Origin of the sequence: Tahibacter harae (assembly GCF_024437735.1) — a bacterium.
GTDB classification, from domain to species: Bacteria; Pseudomonadota; Gammaproteobacteria; order Xanthomonadales; family Rhodanobacteraceae; genus Tahibacter; species Tahibacter harae.
Genome location: NZ_JANFQO010000004.1, coordinates 1 through 16,274, shown reverse-complemented (window position 1 = coordinate 16,274; position 16,274 = coordinate 1). Strand labels below are relative to the sequence as shown.

The window sequence follows — 16,274 nt, the reverse complement described above, 5'->3', positions numbered from 1 at the left end:
TCGCGGCATTGCGCCGCAGGCGGGCGCGGCGCAGCGTTTTCCCCGCCTCGAAAAAACCGGGGGCGCCCTGCGGCGCCCCCGGCATTACAGCGCTTGCGGAAATAGCGCGCGGTTTCTTACTGCTCGAAGCCGTCCACGAAGATCTCGTCGACCGGGCCGGCATCCACCGCCGGCAGCAGGCACCAGCTGTTCAGCACGCCCGTATCCTGGCCGGCCGCGTCGGTCGCCTTCAGGCTCCACTGACCCGACAGTTCCTGGCCGGCGAAGCCCGCGAGCGGGTTGTTCGGCTTGTAGGAGCCGCCGACGGTATAGGCCACGTTCGGGCTGGCCAGGCAGTTGGTCTCGACCGTCGGCACGGCGGCATCGTCGAGGATGATGTCCATGTCGTGGCCGCTGCAGCCGGTGACGCCGGTATTGGCGGCATTGCCCGGACGCTGCACCAGCACGACCGAGGTCGCGCCCTTGGTCAGGGTCAGGCTCAGGTCGCCCACGTAGGTGTGGGTGATGTCCACGGCCAGGCGCAGGCCGGTCAGGGCGCCGGTGCTGGCGACGGTGACGCTGTCGGTGACGCCGGTGGTGTTGTTGTCCGGAATGGCGACGGCCGGGTTGCGGCAGATTTCATTCGCGGTGGTGAAGCTGTTGGACGCCGAAGCCGTGCCCGGGCCGCAGGCGTTGATGCCGATGACGCGCCAGTGATAGACGGTGTTCGGATTCAGCGCGGTGGTCGGCGTGTAGTTCGTCGCGGTGACGACTTCGTTGATCACCAGGTTGCTGAAGCCGGCGTCGGTGGCCACCTGGACGCGGTAGCTGGCGGCTTCGGCGATGGCGTTCCAGCTGAAGGCCGGCGTGGTCGTCACGTTGGTTGCGGCGTTGGCCGGGGCGGTGAGGCTGCCCGCGACCGGCGCGGCGGCCGTGACGTTCAGCGCGACGCTGGCGGTGTGATTCACGGCCGGCGAGGTGGACTGGCCGGCGATCACGAGGTTGTAGCTGCCGCTGGGCACGCCGCTGGTGTTGGTCACGTTCAAGGTGCTGGTCGCGGCCGGATCGGCCGGCGTGACCGGGGTCACCGTGAACGCGCCGTTGGCGCCGGCGGGAACGCCGGTAACGGACAGGGCCACCGGTGCGGTGAAACCGCTCAGGCTGAGTACGCCCGTGCTGAACGCGGCCGGCGAGCCGGCGCAGATGTTGGCAGTGCTAGGCGTGGCCAGCAGGGCGAAGTCCGGGCCGGTGTTCACCGTCAGGTTGCCGGTCGCGGCCAGGGCGTACTTCTGCGGGCCGCTGGGCACGTTGATGCCGCGCACGCGCACCTGGTACGCACCCGCCGTCGGCGCTGCGAACTGGATGCGGTGCACGTTGTTGCGATTGTCGTAATTGCTGGTGGTCGAATCCTGGGTCGGATTCGGGTTGGTCACGCTGACGCCGGCGGGCAGCTTCTGCGTATAGACCTGGCCGTCCGGTGCCAGCACTTCCAGGCGCAGGCTGTTGACCAGGGCCGGGTTGGCGTTGACGGCGGCGGCGACGTCGGTCCAGGTCAGCGCGATGCTGAGCGGGGTGCCGGCGGCGACGGTCAGGGTATGGATGTCCTGGCCGCCGGTCTGCAGGCCGGTCGGGGCGTCATGGATGTAAAGGCGGCTGGTGTCGCCGTTGAAGAACAGCGAATTGTCCAGCAGCACGCGGCCCCAGCCCTGGCTCTGGCCGGGCAGGCTGCCCGCGCCGGTGCCGGTCATGGTGGCGGCGCCGGCGATCATGATGGCCTTGATCAGCGCGCCCGAGGGGTTGGGGATTTCGTTGGCCTGCACCTTCTGGCCGGTCGGGTAGAAACCGCGCTGGAGGTATTCGCGCACCAGGGCGGCGAGGCCGGCCGCGGTCGGCGTGGCCATCGAGGTGCCGCTCATGGTGGCGGTGCCGCAGGCGTTGCGGCCGGCGGAGACGATGCTGTTGCCCTGGGCGGTGATGTCGGGCTTGGTGCGGGCGTCGTCGGTCGGGCCGCGCGAGGAGAAGCTGGCCATGCCGTTGGCCGACGTGCCGCGCAGGGTGGCGCCGACGGTGATGACGTTCTTGGCGTTGCCGGGGCTGCCGACGTTGTTGCCGGCCGGGCAGGCAGTGGCGTCGTTGCCGGCGGCGAACAGGACGACCAGATCCTGGTTGTCGCGGGTCACGTTGTCGGCGTCGCGGGCCTGGGCGTCATAGGTGACGGTACAGCCGGAAATGCAGGCGCCGAACTGGTCGGTACAGCCGCCGCCCCAGGAATTGCTGTGCAGGCGCGCGCCGTTGGCATAGGCGGTGCTGGCGGCGTGGTACGGGTTGCCGCCGGCGGTGTTGAGGTAGGCCAGGTTGGCGCCGGATTCCTGCATCACCAGCTTGGCGCCGGGCGCGGTGCCGTCCAGGTCGGTGTTGCCGCCCGGCGTGGTGAAGTTGGCGCAGTCCACCGGCGTGGCCGGGTTCTGGCCGAGGATGGAGCCGGCGACGTGGGTGCCGTGGCCGTGGTTGTCTTCCGGGCCGCTGCCCGACAGGCCGGACCACTTGTAGTACGAGATCACCTTGCGGTGATTCATGTTCGGCGTGGGGATGGTCGGGCAGCTGGCGCCGGTGGTGCAGGCGCTCATCGGCGGCGTCTGGTTGGCATCATTGAACGCGCAGTTGCCGATGTACAGGCCACTGTCCAGCGCGCCGATGATCTGGCCGCAGCCGTACAGGCCCTTGTCGAACACCGGACGCAGCGGCGTCGGCGTGTTCACGTTGCTCTGGTGCAGCCAGTCGGCCTGCGAGTTCATCAGGTGCATCGGCCACTGGAAGCCGATGGCGGACACCGACGGATTGGCCGCCAGCGCTTCCACGGAGCTGCGCAGCTGGGCGCGGTCGAAGCGGGCCAGCAGGCGGGTGTCCTCGCCGGCGGTGACGACCTGGCTGAAGGTCAGGCCGGGTACGTTGGACAGGGCGTTCTGCACCGCGTTGCGGTCAGCGCTGTTGTGCAGGCTGATGCTGAGTTCCTGCACGCCGGCGCGGGCCGCGATGTTGCCGTGCTTGATTTCGTTGGCGACGTTGGCATCGACCTTGAACGCCGGCAGGAAGGGGCCGGACCAGCGCACGCCGGAGATCGCGCGTGCCGCGGCATCCTGACCCGGCGCCATGCGCACGATGTAGGCGTAGTGCGGGGCATAGCCGACGATTTCGGCGCCGATGGCCTCGACCGCGGCGCGGCGCGCGGCGTCGATGGGACCATCGAACTTGATCAGGCGCAGGGTCGAATCCTTGAAGGATTCGGGCTTGGCCAGCGCTTCCAGATCCGGGTTGACCAGCGACACCTTGCCGCTGCACACGTCGTGCTGGGCGCTGGAGAACGAAACCAGGCAGCTTTCGTCCGCGGCATGAGCCGAGAACGACAACGCAATACCTATACCGATGAACAACGATGTACGCATGAGGAACAGCTCCTGTCTCGCGATGGACGCAGCCTGCGGCTGTTGGAATCCCTCGGGCGGGAGCGCGGAGTCGCCGGGTTTGCCGCACAGGCCGCCGCCTGCGGCGCTTCGGGCGCCGCCGCACGGGTGCGGGCATGATGTTGACGGAACCGTTGCGGCCATCGGCGCTGCGCCGGAACCTGGCGCGGAGGCGGCAGCACGGCGCCTGGCATGCAGGCGGCATGACTGACCCCCGGAACACAGACCGCAGCCCCCGCTGCGGCCTATGCGCGACAGTTGTCCAGGCCCGGAGCCGGATCGGGGCCGGCTGCCGGTAACGCACTACGGATGACTACGGTCGCGCGAACTGCTGGCAATGCGGTCAAAGACCGCAGCGTGCAGGCTTCAGCACGATCGTCCCCGGCAAAACCCCCTTCGACCCTTCGAATCTCCCCTTCGAAGGCGCAGGGATGCTAGCCCTACGGTTCTGCCATGGCACGCTGCGACGCACCACGTTTTCACGAAACCAGCCTCGGGGCTGACTTTCATCCGCATAAAGACGGATGGTGGAAAAGCCTGCAATTTGCCCGAACCGGCCGGCTCACTACGGTTTTGTGGCTAAAACGCGGCTTTCGCGGAAAGCGGAGCGTAGTCGCTCCGGCGGGGTGCAAGCTTTGTTGCACCGCGTAACGCGGCTGTGGCGGACATGGCCGGCAACGGGGTGGACTGATCGCTGTACGGCCGCTGCGGACGCAGCGGCGCAGGGCTGGCCGGCTGGCTCTGCCGGGGATTTCCCGCGGCGGCTTCGTGGCTGCCGGGCGGCCCGGTTTGTGGGTGTCCACAAACGCATGTGCGGTGGTTTCATGCTGCCGGACAAACTGGCTGTGGGTGGCGGCAAATGCGGTAAGTGTCCGCGACCGCGCAAACGCACGGGAAAAACGGCCTGTACGGCGGAAGAACGAAGGCGGCGGTGCGGTGATCGCCGGCGCGGCGCAGTCAGGCAATTGCCAGGGCCGGATCAGACACGCAAAAAAGAGCGCAATTGCGCTCTTTTCAGGTGCGGATGCCGTCAGGCCGCCATCCGGTGCCGAGCGGCCTTGCGGGCCGCTGCAGAGGGGCGCCGGGGCGGTTGGTTCAGCGCGGGCCGGCCTCGGCCTGCTGCCAGATCGGCTGCACGCGGCTGCCGGCGGAGCTGAGTACCTGTTCGCACTGCAGCGAGCAGCGCGACTTGGCCTGGGCGAAGCATTGATCCTTGGCTTCCTGGCATTTCTCGCCGCAGAGTTCGTCCTTGCCGCATTTGCTCATGCAGGCCTTGTAGGGCTGGTCGCAGCCCAGCTGGGCCAGGCATTCATCGCAGCCGGCAAAGGCGCTGGCCGACAGGCAGAACAGCAGTGCGCTCAGGAGTAGACGCATGATTCGATCCTCGGGTCTGGCCGCGGCCGTCGCCGGCCGCAGGGAAACGCTGTATTCGGCCGGCCGCGCCCGGACAGGTTGGCGGCACGGCAGACCGCCGCATTGTCACCCCTGCACCGGCTACCGCAACTGCGCTACCGGATGCGGTGTCGCGTCTGGCGGATAAGCGGAGATATTGGGGATTCGGGATCGGGGATCCGGCACTGAGGGAGCGGGCCGGGGGCGGCACAGGCTTTCCGAGCCGAATCCCCAGCCCCAGCTCAATCAAGGCTATGCAGGAAGCGGTCCGCGCGCGGCAAGTAGTAATTGTCGTAGTTCAGCGACATGACCACGCGCTGGCTGCGGCCGCTGATCTCCGCGCGCGGCACCGGGCCTATGACGCGGCTGTCCGAGCTGTTGTCGCGGTTGTCGCCCAGCATCAGGTAGTGGCCTTCCGGTACCGTCACCGGGCCGTAGTTGGCCAGTGCGCCGTAGCCGTTGCCGACGCGGATCTTGTGCTTCATGCCGAGCAGGCTCTCGGTCGCCTCGAAGCCGCGCGGGGTCTGCGTCACGTCGGCGTAGTCGGCAGCGACGCCGTTGACGATGAGATGGTTGTCGACCAGCTGCACGGTCTCGCCGGGCAGGCCGATGACGCGCTTGACCAGGCGGGTCCTGGCGGCGGCCGATTCAAAGGTGACCACGTCGCCGCGCTGCGGCTCGCCCAGGCGCAGCAGGCGGGTATGGGTGAGGGGAAAGCTGATGTCGTAGGCCAGCTTGTTGACCAGGATGCGGTCGCCTTCGACGATGGTGGGGTTCATGGAGCCGGTGGGCACCGAGTTCCAGTCGGCCAGCGAACTGCGGAATACCACCATCAGGACCACGAAGGTGAGGAAGCCGCGATTTTCGCGCAGCAGGTTGCGGATCTTGCCGGACATGCGGAGTTTCCCTGGTTGGGCCGGGCGGCTTGGAAAACGGGGAATGGGGTGGAGTTCCTTGGGGCCGGGGTTGGTGGGTGGGTTTGGGGGAATCGGGATTCGGGAGCCGGGATTCCGGAATCGCAAGGATTGTGCGGCGGAAACCTGTTTTCTGGCCGGTGAAAAGTGCCGGACTGCATCAAATAAAAGCGGAAGGCTCCCTCTCCCACGGGCTTGCCCGGGGAGAGGGTTGGGTGAGGGGGCGACGACCAACACGCCTATTCGTTGGATTTTGGCCGGAAAATTCAACGCACGAAGAGTCGGAAAAAGCCGGCATTTCTGTGAGCATCAGCCCCAGGATTTCGGGACAGCCCGCCAGTGTGCTGAATCCGGCGCGAAGAATTCAGGATTTTCGGCCGATTCAAGCATTGCAAAAAATTCTGGCTTTCCCCGGCCGGCTGTGTGTTGAATATTGCTGCGAAAATCCAACGAATAGGCGTGTTGGTCGTCGCCCCCTCACCCCGGCCCTCTCCCCCGGGCAAGCTCGGGGGAGAGGGAGCTTTCGGCCTCTGCTTGGCAAAACCAGGCAGGACCAAGCCAACGAGGCACGGCCAGGCAAAACCAGGCACGGCCAGGCAAGAGGGGACGGCCTTACACGACCAAGCAAGCCAGCACGGCGCACAACGCCGTGCGCAACCCCCGCGCCGCCGACAGAGGAGGCTGCATGCGGGCAGTGCTCCTTCCCAACAGTGCCGCTCCCCGGACAGCGCCGCTCCCCCGGGCAGCTCCGCTTCCCCAGCAGCTCCGCTTCCCCAGCAGCTCCGCTTCCCCAGCAGCGCCGCCCCTGCGGCAGCCGCTCCCGGCTCCATCCCGGACATGCGTCACGCAGGCCTGCCGCAGGCGCTATGCTCGGGGTTTTCCGCCGCGCTGCCGCCCATGTCCACGCCCGAAACCATCGCACCGCCGCGCGCCTCATTGTTGCGCGACCTGTCCCTGCCAGCCGTCGTCGCCGGCTTTGTCACTGTGCTGGTCGGCTTCACCAGTTCGGCCGCTATCGTGTTTCAGGCCGCCCAGGCCGCAGGTGCCGATGCGGCGCAGACGGCTTCGTGGATGTGGGCGCTGGGACTGGGCATGGGCCTGACCTGCATACTGCTGTCGCTGCGCTATCGCATGCCGGTGGTCACAGCCTGGTCCACGCCCGGCGCGGCCATGCTTACCGCCAGTGCCGCCGGCCTGCCGCTGGACCAGGCCATAGGCGCCTTCGTTATCAGCGCCGTGCTGATCTGCGTGGCGGGTTTTTCCGGCCTGTTCGAGCGTGTGATCGGCCGTATTCCCGTATCCATCGCCTCGGGCATGCTGGCCGGCGTGCTGCTGCGTTTCGGCATCGACGCATTCGCGGCGCTGGAGACCCAGTTCGGCCTGGCCCTGAGCATGATCGCCGCCTATCTGGTCATGCGGCGCTGGTGGCCGCGCTACGCCGTGGTCGTCACCCTGTTGCTGGGCGCGCTGCTGGCCCTGGCCCAGGGCCAGCTCGATCTGGCCGGCGTGCGCGTGCAGCTGGCACAGCCGGTGTGGATCATGCCGGCGTTCAGCGTCAACGCCGTGGTCAGCGTGGCGATTCCGTTGTTCATCGTCACCATGGCCTCGCAGAACGTGCCTGGCATCGCGGTGGCGCGCGGTTCGGGTTATACGCTGCCGGTGTCGCCGGTGGTGGGCTGGACCGGCCTGGCCAACCTGGTACTCGCGCCGTTCGGTGCGTTCGCGCTGAACCTGGCCGCGATCACCGCGGCCATCTGCATGGGCCGCGAGGCACATGAAGACCCCGCGCGGCGCTATGTGGCCGCGGTCGCGGCCGGCGTGTTCTATCTCATCGTCGGCATCTTCGGCGCCACCGTCGCTGCGGTGTTCGATGCCTTCCCCAAGGCGCTGATCGTGGTGATCGCCGGCCTGGCGCTGCTGGGCACCATCGGCAATGGTCTCGCCGCCGCGCTGGCCGACGAACACGAACGCGAACCCGCCCTGCTGACCTTCCTGGTCACCGCGTCGGGCATCAGCCTGTTCGGCATCAAGTCGGCATTCTGGGGGCTGGTGGCTGGCGTGATCGCGCTGTTGCTGCGCAAGAAACGGGTTGCCTGAAGCGGGGACTGGCGATTCGGGACCTGAAGGCCGGGCCGGAGATGCAAAGCCGGTTTGGGTGGGACGGTTCGCAAAAGCGATGCAGGTGCGGTGCTTCCGAATCACCTGTCCCAAATCACTCGCCGAATCGCTTCGCTCAAGCAAACGTCACCGCATAGACCGGCGGCAGATTCACCGAAACCGCCTGCCAGCTGTCGCCCTGGTCCTCGCTCAGCCACAGCCCGCCTGTGGTGGAGGCCATGGCCAGCACGGCGCCGTCGCGGCTGATGGCCAGGCCGTGACGGTAGACCAGGTCGTAGGCGGGGTGCGGCAGGCCCTGGGCCAGGGCCTGGAAACTGCGGCCTCCGTCGCGGGTGCGGGCGACGACCAGGCGCGCATCGACGGGTATGCGGCATTCATCTTTGACCGCGGGCACGAACCAGGCGGTGTCCGGATCCTGCGGATGTACGGCCACCGCGAAGCCGAACACCGAGGGCGTCACCGCCGCTACCTCGCTCCAGTTGCGCGCGCCGTCGCGGCTGAGGAAGACGCCGTTGTGGTGCTGCACCCACAAGGTGTCCGGCGCCGCGGGACATTGCACCATGCGGTGCGGATCCTGGATGTTGGGATCCTCGCGCAGCTCCGGCGGCATGTAGGCGGCGAACATGCCGCGCGCGGCCAGGTTCCAGGATTCGCCGCCGTCGTCGCTCTGCCATACGCCGCCGCAGGATATGGCCACGCGCAGCACGCGCGGATCGCGCGGGTCCACGCAGATCGAATGGATGCCGGGCTGGTCATAGCCGCCGCCGAACCACTGCGCGCGGCCGGGCGCGTCCCACAGCGCGCGCACCAGCTGCCAGGATTGTCCGGCGTCGTCGGAACGGAACAGGCCGCCGGGAATGGTGCCGGCCCAGAGCCGGCCGGGCTGGTCGCGGCCGCCGGTTTCCAGCGACCAGAGCAGTTTCAACGTGGCCGGCACCGGTTCCTTGCCGTCGCCCGTGGCCAGCAGCTCGCCGGCGGGATAAGCCGGCACGGCCAATTCAGTCCAGCTTGCACCCTCGTCCGTGGAACGTTGCAGCTTGACGCCGAAATGGCCCAGGTTCAGCGCCGCATACCAGCTGCCGTCGCGCGCATCGGCCAGGGCCAGGCTGACGTTGTCGCCGCGGAAGGAATGATTGCGCAGCACCCAGTCGCCGTCGCCCTGGCGTTGCAGCGCGAACAGTCCCTTGCGGGTGGACAGCAGCAGGTGCCGCTTCATTTCAACCTCCGGAAAGTGCCTGCAGCAGATAGATCTCGCTCTGCGGCGCGAGCGCCTGGCTCAGATCGGACTTGTCGCGCAGGGTGGCGCCGTCGACGAAGATCGCGACGTGATGGCGCACGCGGCCCTGTTCGTCCAGCACGTAGCCGCGCAGGTGCGGGTATTGACGGAACAGGTTGTCCAGCACCGTGCGCAGGTCGCCGCCGTCCACGCGGATGCGCGGCTCGCGCGCTGCGGCGGGCAGCGGACCCAGCCAGCGGGCCAGGGCAGAGGCGAGCACGACATCGGGCATGCGCCACTCCGGCAATGCCGCGCGTGCGGCAGGGCCGGGCTAGCCTAGCGCAGATGAAGGCGGCGGCGCAGTGCCGGGCGCCGGTACCGTCCGCGTCGTCTAGCGCGGACGGCCGTCCGCGCGCAGCGGCTCGCGCCCGGCCGCGGCTTTGCCGACCGGCTCCGTGCTGCAGTGCGGCAGCCTCGTTGACGCGCGCCTTGGGCCCGCGGACAGCCGCTTCGCGCGCGCGCGCGGCCACAGCGAGCGTACCGCCCAGCAGGCGATCAGCGCGTGCAGCAAGGTCAGCACGGCCAGCGCGAACACAGTCGGCATCGCGGCAGCCACCTGCACCAGTCCCGGCTCATTCATGCGAATAGCGCCGGCGGGTTTCCTCCAGGCGGCGCTGGGCGCTGTCCAGGCTGCGCTGCAGGGCCAGGGCCAGTTCGACCAGACGCGGCGCGATGCGCCAGCGGCCGTTGGGCGTCACCTCGGCCAGTCCGGCCAGACGCAGATTGGCGAGATCGCGCGTGGTGTTGCTGGGCAGGGTGCTCAGCTGGCGGGCGATCTCGCCTGGTGCGGCGCCGTCCAGCGCGTGTTCGGCAAGTATCAGCAAGGTGCGCAGAATGCGTTGCTGGGCTGCGTTGGTGTACTTCTCGCTCATGGCCTGTCCCTGTGCATCGTCCGTGGATTGCCGCGCAGGTGCCGTTCGGGGACGAACGCCACGCGCGCGTACTGGTTCCCTTTCCGTGGCCTCGGCCATCCCATGGGTCGAGGTTTGTAACTATTGCAATTGCACGTACGCACGCCGTTGCGGATGAACGGGGGCGCGAGAAAAAACAATTCCATACGTGTGCATTCCAGCCTGCGCACACGCGGCCGCGGGCGCAGGCGCTGCGTCGACGGCGCGGGTTTGCGAAAGCTCGGATTTGCGTTTGCGCAATTTTCCTATTGCGCAATGATCTTGCAGCAGGTGAAATGCACTGCGTTTGCTGATTCGTTGTCGCCGTCTGGCAGTGGTGCTTCGTCGCGCGTGGCGGGAAGTCGACGGTTTCAAGACGAGTCGCGAAGGTTGTCCGGGCGTGAGCCGTGTCGGTCCAGGGGATGGCTGCGCGGCAGCGACAGCCGGCTCGAAGCAGAGCCGGCGACGCCAGACGCAGCGCGTCGAAACGTATCGGACAGAATTGTCCCTATTGGAAATGCTGGGTCAGAAGTGGCCCAAAGTCAAGCGGTGCATACATGGATTTCTATGATCGGCTGAGGGAAGAACGCGCACGTCTGGGCCTCACCCAGCAGCAGGTTGCGGATGTGGTGAATGTGCATGTGAAGACGGTGCGGCGCTGGGAGTCCCAGGTCGCGATTCCGCTGGACGCGCTGGTGCCGCTGCTGGGCATTGGCTATGACGTGCAGTACGTGGCCAGCGGCATACGCAGCAAGAATGTGGCCGAAGTGCGCGAGAAGGGCGTCGATTACGAAGTCATGCCCGGCACCACGCGCGAGGAAGTGGAACTGCTGCGGGTTTACCGCGCGTTGGGCGCGACCCAGCGCGAACAGGCCCGGGCCATGCTGAATGTGCTGGCGCTGAAGACGTCCGCCGCACGCGAAATCCGCCAACCGCCGCCGCGCGGTGCGCGCAAGACCAAGTCGCCATCGCGGGCTTCCGCAGCGGCCAAGCCGCGTACGCGCAAGGGGCGTGGCTGAGCGCAGCCGGTTTCCTGCCGCGTGCCGCTGCCGGATGGTTTGTGCGGCGGAATGAGATGGCATCGTGCGATGCGTTGCGGCGGCAATGGCGTTGCGATTTTGTTTTGTGGTTTTGTAGAGATGTTTTTCTGCGACGGCAGGCGGCGCTCGGATGGCGCGACACTGCGGTGGGAAACCGCTGTTGTCGGAGCCGCGCAATGGGCGTTTGCCGGTTTGTGCAAAAGCAGCGCTGCCGATGCGGAGAACGCTGCCGCTGGCGTGGCCGCCGCGGTGCGGCGATGCAGCTGCTGCACGTTTTCCTGCGCCGCCGCAGCCAGCGCGCGCTTTCCCCAGGGCAGTCTTCGCCCGCACGGCGCGCAACAGCGCTGCCGGATTGCTGCCGGCCGCGGCGCTGTTGCCGGCCCGCAGGACCGGATCGGCTGCTTCGTGCTGGCGGGGTCCACCCGCTGTATCCCTGTGGCGGGTGCCGGATCGCCGGAGCAGCGGCATTCGCCCGTCGCCGGGTTTTTCGACCCGGTCGGGTCGAACCTGCCCATACGCCGGGGCATTGCCGCGATCCGGCGCGCCGGCCCGCGGTGGCGCCGGGGCAGCGACGACGCCTTCACGCCGGTTCCGCCGCCGCGATTGCAATTTGCTATTGCGCAAATCGGTTGCAACGGTTGAAATTACCGCCGTGAAGGCCGGACAGGAACGTCCCATGGGCACGAGAACGCAGGACTCAGTCTCGGAAGATTTGGCATCGGAATGCTTTGCGCGGCTGCTGGAGGAACGCAGCCGTCTGGATCTGACCCAGCAGCAGGTGGCCGAATTCGCCGGCCGCAGCGCCAAGACCGTAGGACGCTGGGAACAGTACATACCCGCTCCCCTCGATGCCATCGCCGCGCTGGTGCGGCAGGGCTTCGATGTGCAATACATCTGCAGCGGCGTGCGCAGCGCCAACCTGCGCGACGTGCGCAGCTGGGTGCACGAGGACGGCGCGCTGTACCGCGTGCCGCCGGCGTCCACGCCGGACGAGATCGAGATGCTCGACAGCTACCGCAAGCTGGATACCAACCAGCGCGCCCAGGCCCGCGCCGTCCTGGCCGCGCTGCAGCAGGCTCCGGCCGCCGTGCGCGGCAAGGGGGCCGCAGCGAAGAAGACGGGCGGAAAATCCGCGGCCAAGCCCAAGCCGCGGCCGAAGAAAACCTAGCCGCGGCCGCGTTCTTTCCCGGCTCCGGCCGGGCCGGGCAGCGGCTACGGCGGGGTTCGTATACCATCGCGCCAGATTCGCGTCGGCGCGCCGCTGACGCGGTTCCGGGGGCTGCTGCGGCACCGCCATGGACCGATGCCGCAGAACTCCGGCCGCGTCGCGGAACAATCGCCGCACAATCCAGTCCGTCTGCGGACGATTTGCCGCAGAGTCCCGCCACGCCGGCGGCCCGCCATCCTGCAGCGCCGCAGACAGCCCCGACCCGACGAATGGCATGAATTCCACCGACGCAGACATCACCGCCCTGCTGGAGCGCTGGCGCAACGGGGAGAAACCGGCCGAGGACGCCCTGTTGCGGGCCGTCTATCCGGTTCTGCGCGACATCGCCCGCGCCCGCCTGCTGCGTACGCCGGGGGATTTCACCCTGAGCGCGACCGAACTGGCCAACGAGACCTATGCCCGCCTGGCCGGCAAGAAAAACATCGAATACCGCGACCGCACCCACTTCTTCGCCATGGCGGCGCGGGCCATCCGCTACTACGTCATCGACCATGTGCGCGCCCGCGGCAGCGAGAAGCGCGGCGGCCAGCTGCCCTTCGTACCGCTGCACGAACTGGGCGCGGACGAGCCCGGCGGCAGCGACGGCATAGACCTGCGCGTGGACTGGCTGGCCGTGCACGCCGCGCTGGATGCGCTGGAACGCATAGACCACGGCTGCGCGCAGATCGTGGAGCTGAAATTCTTTTCCGGCCTGACTCTGGACGAAATTGCCGAGGCGACCGGCATTTCCCGCGCCAGCGTGGTACGCAACTGGCGCTTCGCCAAGGCCTGGCTGGCGGATCAGTTGCAGGCGCTGGCGTGAAAGCCCGGGATTGGTGAATCGGAATTCGGATTGATGGGAGCTGGTTCCAGCGGGTCGTGATGATCCGCGGAGACGGATGGAGGTGCCGCACCAGCTTGTGTGAATCCCGCATCACCACTTCTGAAGCGCCAATCGCGCACAAACAACCAGTCCACCGCCGCAGCAGGGGCCCTGGCGGCAGGGCTGGCGTACCGCATGGCCGGGACAGGGGGCGGGCTACCTCTGTTCACATTTGCCCGGCAATTCCGGAATCGTTCTGCATGACTTCGTCTTCGATAGACCGCATCAAGCAGCTGTTCGACCAACTGGTGGAGCTGCCGCTGGAGCAGCGCGACGGCTGGCTGGACGCCCAGGCGGACCTGGACCAGGAAACCCGCCGCCACTTGCAGGGCCTGCTCGCCGCGGACGCCCGCGTCGCCGATCTCACCAGCCGGCCGGCGCTGGGCCGCAGCCCCGCCGATCCGCGCAACTGGATAGGCCGGCGCATAGGACCGTACGAGATCGTGCGCGAACTGGGCCGCGGCGGCATGGGCAGCGTATTCCTGGGCAGCCGCGTCGACGGCGGCGTGGCGCAGCAGGTCGCCATCAAGATCGTCCGCCCGGACATGCTTGATACCAACACCCTCGCGCGCTTCCGCCTGGAACGCCAGGTGCTGGCCGTGCTGCAGCATCCCAACATCGCCGGCATGCTGGACCTGGGCGAGCTGGACGACGGCAGTCCCTACGCGGTCATGGAATACGTCGATGGCGCGCCCATCCACGTCCATGTGCGCGAACGGCAGCTGGATCTGCGCCAGCGCCTGCAGCTGTTCCTGCAGGTCTGCGATGCCGTCGCCTATGCGCACGCCAACATGGTCGTGCACCGCGACCTCAAGCCCGGCAACGTGCTGGTGGACCGCGGCGGCCGGCCGCGGCTGCTGGATTTCGGCATCGCCAAACCGCTGCAGTCGCGCCTGGGCGCGGTCGAGGTGGAGGAAACCAGCGCTGCGCAGCGTTTTCTTTCCCCGGCGCACGCGGCGCCGGAACAGCTGCGCGACGGCCGCGTCGGCGCCGCCTGCGATGTCTATGGCCTGGGCACCCTGCTGTACGAATTGCTGACCGGCCTGCCGCCGTTCGCGCTGGGCGAGCGCAGCCTGGCCGAACTGCAGCACGAGATTCTCGAAGTCGATCCGCCCGCGCCCAGCCGGCGCAGCGAGCAGGCCCGGCGCCTGGGCGTGGACCGTGACCTGGATCTGATTACCCTGCGCTGCCTGCGCAAGCAGCCGGCCGACCGCTACAGCTCGGTGGAACACCTGGCCGAAGACGTGCGCAATCATCTGCAGGGCCGTCCGGTGCAGGCGCGCCGCGGCAACGCCTGGTACCGCGCCAGCCGCTTCGCCGCACGCCATCGTCTGGCTGTGAGCCTGGCCGGCGTGGCCCTGGCCGTGGCCGGCACCGGCGCCGCGCTGCTGTGGCGCCAGCAGCTGGCCACCGCCGCACAGCGCAGCCGCGCCGACGAGATGACCAGCCTGATTACCGACGCGGTGGCTTCGCTGGATCCCAACAGCAGCAAGCTGGATCTCAGCGCGCGCGAAGTGTTCGAGCGCGTCGCCGCCCAGGCCAAGGCCAGTCCGCGCCTGGAACCTGATTCGCGCGCGCGCGTGCTCGCGGCCATCGCCGCGATCAATCTCGACCTGGGCCAGCCGCAGCAGGCGGAACGGCTGCTTGCCGACATCGACCCGGGCCTGCTTGCGCCGGAACAGCGCAACGAAGTGCTGCTCAACCGGACGCGGGCGCTGCTGGATACGGGACGGCACGACGAGGCCCAGGCGCTGATCCGCCGTGGTCTTGCGGAGAGCGCCGATCCCGCCGCCGCAGCGCGCTGGAAGCTGCACGAAGCCGAGTGGGAAGCTTCGCAGGGAAGGGAAGGCGAATCCCTGGCCATGATCGAGGCGATCGATCCCGCGCTGCTCTCGCCCGCGGACCAGGAAGCCCGCGCCAGCCAGCGCGTCCTGATGCTGATGAGTTCCGGCGACGCCGCGCTGCGCGCCGAGGCGATACCGGCGCTGAGCGCATTGATCGCGGCGCAGAAGGCGCGCCTGGGCGAGAACGCGCCGGCCGTGCTCGACACCATGAACCTGCTGATCCTGCAGCAGGTGCGGGCGAGCAAGGTCGATCAGGCCGAGCAACTGGGCAATGTGCAGATGCGCATTGCCGAAACCGTGTTCGGCCGCAATTCGCTGCGTTTCGGCGCGGCCCTGTCCACCGCTGCGATGATCGAGCGCGCCCGCGGCAATTTCGCCCGCGCCTACGAGCTGCACCGGGAGGAACTGGAAATCGTCAAGGCACAGTCGGGGGAAACCACGCCGGCGGCGGCGAAGGTCTACCTGAATCTGGCCCTGTGCGCGGACAAGATCGGCAAGGTGGAGGAATCTGCAGGCTATTACCGCCTGGCCACCGATACCGCCGCCAAGGTATGGCCGCCGCTGCATCTGAACGTGTTTCTGTTCCGCGCCGGCCATGCGCTGTTTCTGGCCGAGCAGGGCAAGTACGCCGAAGCCCAGGCCCTGGTTCGCCTGTCGCTGGCCGATGCCGAGCGCTATCCGCAGCTCAAGGAAAAGGACATCCATCCCTTCGCCTTGGCCGTCGACGCGCTGGGCGACTACCACGCCAACCCCACGCCGGCCCGGCGCGAAGCCCTGGCCAAGGCGCTGCGCGATTCGGCGGACAACGCCATGGCCCGCTCCACGCGCGAGGCGACGCAGATGCTGACCGAGGTGGTGGGCAGGCTAGGCGTCGAGCCCGCACCGGCAAAGCCGGTTGAAGCGCAGCAGGCAACTGCGGCGGTGCAGGGCAAGCCGGAAGCGGTGGCGCAGGCTCAAGGCAAGCCGCCGGCCGGCCAGGCCCAGGGCAAGCAACCGGCGCCGTCAGACCAGGGCAAGCCTGCAGCGGCGCGGCAGGATCAGGGCAAGTCCGGGTCACCGCAATCGGACCAGCCCGGATCCGACGCGCCCAGGCAGGGCCAAAAGTAAACCCATCCACGCCGTGCTCCCTCTTCTCCAGGCTTGCTTGGGGGAGAGCAACTGTCTTGCCCCTCACGCCGAAACAAGCGTTTAGACGGCCGCCAGCGCAGATAGCTCGTCGCGCACACGCGCATTGAGAATGATCAATAGCTTTCGCATGCAGGCCACCAGC

General features: G+C 68.1%; 13 protein-coding genes. 6 read left to right on the top strand and 7 right to left on the bottom strand.

The features are described from left to right. Window positions 1-116: 116 nt before the first annotated feature. The 3 genes from NM961_RS05145 to lepB form a co-directional block, all read right to left on the bottom strand. Window positions 117-3,422, bottom strand: a complete 3,306-nt coding sequence (locus NM961_RS05145) for a S8 family serine peptidase (protein ID WP_255912258.1) — start codon at window positions 3,420-3,422, stop codon at window positions 117-119. Window positions 3,423-4,535: 1,113 nt separating this feature from the next. Beyond that, on the bottom strand, window positions 4,536-4,814 hold the full coding sequence (locus NM961_RS05140; protein WP_255912256.1) for a hypothetical protein: 279 nt from the start codon (window positions 4,812-4,814) through the stop codon (window positions 4,536-4,538). Between the two features lie 260 nt (window positions 4,815-5,074). Further along, window positions 5,075-5,728: a signal peptidase I gene (gene lepB / locus NM961_RS05135; RefSeq protein ID WP_255912254.1), complete on the bottom strand. Its 654-nt coding sequence runs from the start codon at window positions 5,726-5,728 to the stop codon at window positions 5,075-5,077. A 915-nt stretch (window positions 5,729-6,643) separates the two neighbouring features. On the opposite strand from lepB, the gene NM961_RS05130 reads away from it, so the two are divergent. After that, window positions 6,644-7,843, top strand: coding sequence for a benzoate/H(+) symporter BenE family transporter (locus NM961_RS05130; RefSeq protein WP_255912244.1), 1,200 nt, complete (start codon window positions 6,644-6,646; stop codon window positions 7,841-7,843). A 136-nt stretch (window positions 7,844-7,979) separates the two neighbouring features. Here the strand turns inward: NM961_RS05130 and NM961_RS05125 are convergent, their stop codons facing one another. The 4 genes from NM961_RS05125 to NM961_RS05110 form a co-directional block, all read right to left on the bottom strand. After that, a complete protein-coding gene (locus tag NM961_RS05125; protein ID WP_255912242.1) occupies window positions 7,980-9,080 on the bottom strand; it encodes a WD40/YVTN/BNR-like repeat-containing protein in 1,101 nt (366 codons plus the stop codon). 1 nt (window position 9,081) lies between these two features. Further along, complete coding sequence (locus NM961_RS05120; RefSeq protein ID WP_255912232.1) at window positions 9,082-9,372, bottom strand: MoaD/ThiS family protein; 291 nt, start codon at window positions 9,370-9,372, stop codon at window positions 9,082-9,084. A gap of 99 nt (window positions 9,373-9,471) precedes the next feature. Beyond that, window positions 9,472-9,720, bottom strand: coding sequence for a hypothetical protein (locus NM961_RS05115; protein WP_255912230.1), 249 nt, complete (start codon window positions 9,718-9,720; stop codon window positions 9,472-9,474). Next, entirely contained in the window at window positions 9,713-10,012 is a 300-nt protein-coding gene (locus NM961_RS05110) for a hypothetical protein (RefSeq protein ID WP_255912228.1), read from the bottom strand. The genes NM961_RS05115 and NM961_RS05110 overlap by 8 nt, the downstream gene beginning before the upstream one ends. 575 nt (window positions 10,013-10,587) lie before the next feature. Here NM961_RS05110 and NM961_RS05105 point away from each other — a divergent pair. The 5 genes from NM961_RS05105 (at window position 10,588) to NM961_RS05085 (ending at window position 16,111) form a co-directional block, all read left to right on the top strand. Then, on the top strand, window positions 10,588-11,049 hold the full coding sequence (locus NM961_RS05105; protein WP_255912226.1) for a helix-turn-helix transcriptional regulator: 462 nt from the start codon (window positions 10,588-10,590) through the stop codon (window positions 11,047-11,049). Window positions 11,050-11,100: 51 nt separating this feature from the next. Continuing rightward, window positions 11,101-11,712, top strand: a complete 612-nt coding sequence (locus tag NM961_RS05100) for a hypothetical protein (RefSeq protein ID WP_255912215.1) — start codon at window positions 11,101-11,103, stop codon at window positions 11,710-11,712. Between the two features lie 34 nt (window positions 11,713-11,746). Next, window positions 11,747-12,238: a helix-turn-helix domain-containing protein gene (locus NM961_RS05095; RefSeq protein WP_255912213.1), complete on the top strand. Its 492-nt coding sequence runs from the start codon at window positions 11,747-11,749 to the stop codon at window positions 12,236-12,238. A gap of 274 nt (window positions 12,239-12,512) precedes the next feature. Beyond that, window positions 12,513-13,100 (top strand): ECF-type sigma factor, encoded by a 588-nt coding sequence (locus NM961_RS05090; RefSeq protein WP_255912211.1) that lies wholly within the window; start codon window positions 12,513-12,515, stop codon window positions 13,098-13,100. Window positions 13,101-13,360: 260 nt separating this feature from the next. Next, a complete protein-coding gene (locus NM961_RS05085; RefSeq protein ID WP_255912209.1) occupies window positions 13,361-16,111 on the top strand; it encodes a serine/threonine-protein kinase in 2,751 nt (916 codons plus the stop codon). Window positions 16,112-16,274: the final 163 nt, after the last annotated feature.

Excerpts from the sequence above, each read along its gene's own strand:
- NM961_RS05145 (WP_255912258.1), bottom strand. The coding sequence starts at position 3,422 with ATGCGTACATCGTTGTTCATCGGTATAGGTATTGCGTTGTCGTTCTCG.
- lepB (WP_255912254.1), bottom strand. The coding sequence starts at position 5,728 with ATGTCCGGCAAGATCCGCAACCTGCTGCGCGAAAATCGCGGCTTCCTC.
- NM961_RS05095 (WP_255912213.1), top strand. The coding sequence starts at position 11,747 with ATGGGCACGAGAACGCAGGACTCAGTCTCGGAAGATTTGGCATCGGAA.
- NM961_RS05130 (WP_255912244.1), top strand. The coding sequence starts at position 6,644 with ATGTCCACGCCCGAAACCATCGCACCGCCGCGCGCCTCATTGTTGCGC.
- NM961_RS05140 (WP_255912256.1), bottom strand. The coding sequence starts at position 4,814 with ATGCGTCTACTCCTGAGCGCACTGCTGTTCTGCCTGTCGGCCAGCGCC.
- NM961_RS05115 (WP_255912230.1), bottom strand. The coding sequence starts at position 9,720 with ATGAATGAGCCGGGACTGGTGCAGGTGGCTGCCGCGATGCCGACTGTG.
- NM961_RS05085 (WP_255912209.1), top strand. The coding sequence starts at position 13,361 with ATGACTTCGTCTTCGATAGACCGCATCAAGCAGCTGTTCGACCAACTG.
- NM961_RS05120 (WP_255912232.1), bottom strand. The coding sequence starts at position 9,372 with ATGCCCGATGTCGTGCTCGCCTCTGCCCTGGCCCGCTGGCTGGGTCCG.
- NM961_RS05090 (WP_255912211.1), top strand. The coding sequence starts at position 12,513 with ATGAATTCCACCGACGCAGACATCACCGCCCTGCTGGAGCGCTGGCGC.
- NM961_RS05125 (WP_255912242.1), bottom strand. The coding sequence starts at position 9,080 with ATGAAGCGGCACCTGCTGCTGTCCACCCGCAAGGGACTGTTCGCGCTG.
- NM961_RS05110 (WP_255912228.1), bottom strand. The coding sequence starts at position 10,012 with ATGAGCGAGAAGTACACCAACGCAGCCCAGCAACGCATTCTGCGCACC.
- NM961_RS05100 (WP_255912215.1), top strand. The coding sequence starts at position 11,101 with ATGAGATGGCATCGTGCGATGCGTTGCGGCGGCAATGGCGTTGCGATT.
- NM961_RS05105 (WP_255912226.1), top strand. The coding sequence starts at position 10,588 with ATGGATTTCTATGATCGGCTGAGGGAAGAACGCGCACGTCTGGGCCTC.